A 1,550-nucleotide genomic window follows, 5' to 3' on the forward strand; every position below is an offset into this window, starting at 1 on the left:
GTTGAGCGTGGACCCGTTGTTTGAAAAAACGATGACCCCGTATCAATACACCTACCAAAATCCACTTAAGTATACCGACCCAACGGGGATGAAAGGGGAGGGAGCTCAAAGCGATCCGCCGCCGGGCGCACCGTTTTCACATGGTACTGTTTGGAAAGATTCTGATGGTAAGTGGAAGTGGGATGCAAAGAATAGACTATGGGAAGGGTTAGAAGGCTCAAAAGATATTGGTAATACATCATTTAGTAAGTCTATTTTTAGTAGAAGTGATACAAATTCAAGTACTAGTATGCATGCTGTTCAAGTAGGAACGTCTTACGAAAAAAAATATGCTTCTCTATCAGGGAATGCAAAAGCTCTTACAGCTGTGTATACTAATAATACAGGAGATGGAGCAGTTCCATTGGCAGCTGATATATCAGGTAAAGCATCTACACTTTCAGTACAAACAGATGCAAGATTAGGGACAACCAATTATAATGTCTTTGGTGGAGCAAAAGGTGATTTGATGTCGACAAATGCTAATTTATCAACAGGTATATTTACTGGAGAAGGGGGAAAATATGGATTATTATTTGATGGGAATATAGGAGCTAAAGCACTTTCAGGCGATGTTTCTTATGGAGGGACATTATTTGGTATAAGTTTAAAAGCAACAACAGGAGCAACAGCAGCATCAGCGCATATAGGAGCAGGAGCAGGATTGTATTATGATAGTAAAAGTGGAAGTGTTAATCTTAAGTTTCAAGAGAACGTAGGTTTCGGCTTTGGAGAGGCATTTCGGGTAGATGTTAAAATTCCAGTACCATTTATAAATAGGTAAAATAGATATTATGTTTATAATAATGCAAGTTTTATACTCACTGTTTTTTTTTATTTTGAATTTTATTTTTTTTATTAAAATAAATAAAAGGAAGTGTGAAATTTCTCTAATGTATATTAGTACAATACTTTTTATTATGATTATTTTTTTTGTAATTAGTATTATTTGGAATATTATGCCTATTGGCTTACTAATATTGTTGATATTATTTTCTTTAGGTATAATTATTCTTCATTACATGAAAGAAATAGTTAATTTAAATAATAGTAGTGTATTTAAGAATAATGAAGAGTTTGCTAAGAAGTTCATTTTAGGTAGAGATTTTTTAGTTGATAAATTTATTCCATTTATGGTGTTTATTTACCAGCTACTATTAATTTGGATGCCTGTTATTTTTAATAATATGATAAGTGATAAAGAATAATAATCATAGGAATAAATTCTTTATTATTTAGAGAATAGAAATTAAATAAAAATTTCAGACAAATATTACAGTAAATAATTATTAAATAAGACCTCGCCCTTAGCGGGGTTTTATATTGAAGTATACATATTACTCAGACCCCACAATTCCAGTACGTAGTAGAGAATAAGAACTTGAATAAAAGAAGATTTATCGAGGTAACAGAAGGAATTAAGAGTAAAACTATTTTTTTATCTTTAAACTAATTAGTATTTTTACCACTCCGACCATTAGGAGGGCGTTGCGTTAAAAAATGCATGAGAA

The 1,550-nt window shown here is 31.9% G+C and carries 1 protein-coding gene and 1 pseudogene; both read left to right on the forward strand.

Going from position 1 to position 1,550, the window contains the following annotated elements; genetic code table 11:
* A pseudogene (locus tag ASC36_RS10135) lies at positions 1-823 on the forward strand (hypothetical protein); the annotation flags it as partial.
* 238 nt (positions 824-1,061) lie between these two features.
* Positions 1,062-1,247: a hypothetical protein gene (locus tag ASC36_RS10745; RefSeq protein ID WP_141656270.1), complete on the forward strand. Its 186-nt coding sequence runs from the start codon at positions 1,062-1,064 to the stop codon at positions 1,245-1,247.
* The last annotated feature ends 303 nt before the right edge of the window (positions 1,248-1,550 follow it).

The organism is Apibacter mensalis (assembly GCF_001418685.1).
Classification (GTDB): Bacteria; Bacteroidota; Bacteroidia; order Flavobacteriales; family Weeksellaceae; genus Apibacter; species Apibacter mensalis.